The organism is Acetivibrio straminisolvens JCM 21531, from assembly GCF_000521465.1.
In the GTDB taxonomy this organism is placed as follows: Bacteria; Bacillota; Clostridia; order Acetivibrionales; family Acetivibrionaceae; genus Hungateiclostridium; species Hungateiclostridium straminisolvens.
The window spans coordinates 1-580 of sequence record NZ_BAVR01000186.1; the positions used below are offsets into that span (position 1 = coordinate 1).

General features: G+C 42.1%; 1 protein-coding gene. It reads left to right on the plus strand.

Annotation, left to right across the window (positions count from 1 at the left end; genetic code table 11):
• A partial coding sequence (locus JCM21531_RS17405) for a cohesin domain-containing protein (protein WP_038291741.1) occupies positions 1-580 on the plus strand: 580 nt, incomplete at both ends.

Here is a 580-nt window from a genome sequence, read left to right on the forward strand (position 1 = left end):
AACAGAAACAGTAGAACCGACAGCTGAGCCTACTGCATTGCCAGATTCATATGTAATAATGGAATTGGATAAAACAAGAGTGGTAGAGGGCGACGTTATAATAGCAACAGTAAGGGTAAACAACATTAAGACCCTTGGAGGCTACCAGCTGAGTATCAAGTATGATCCAACAGTACTGCAGGCGTTTAACATAAGGACAGGAAACCCGATATCAACCAGGACATGGCCTGCGGAAGAAGGAACAATACAACAGAATACTAACTATGGACCGACAAAGTTTATAGGTAACAACGTATCGGAAGGTATACTGAATTTCGGTAGCACATATACGTACATGAGTGACTACAGAGAAGCAGGAAAACCGGAAGAAACAGGATTAATAGGTAAGATAGGCTTCAAGGTGTTGAAGGCAGAAAACACAGCAATAAGGTTCGAAGGAACATCAGCAATGCCAAACTCAAAAGAAGGAACATACATGTTTGACTGGTATGGAGACAGAATGTTTGACTATGCTGTAATTCAACCGGAACCAATAATAGCAGGCGGTGATGAGCCAACACCAACACCAACACCAACAGAA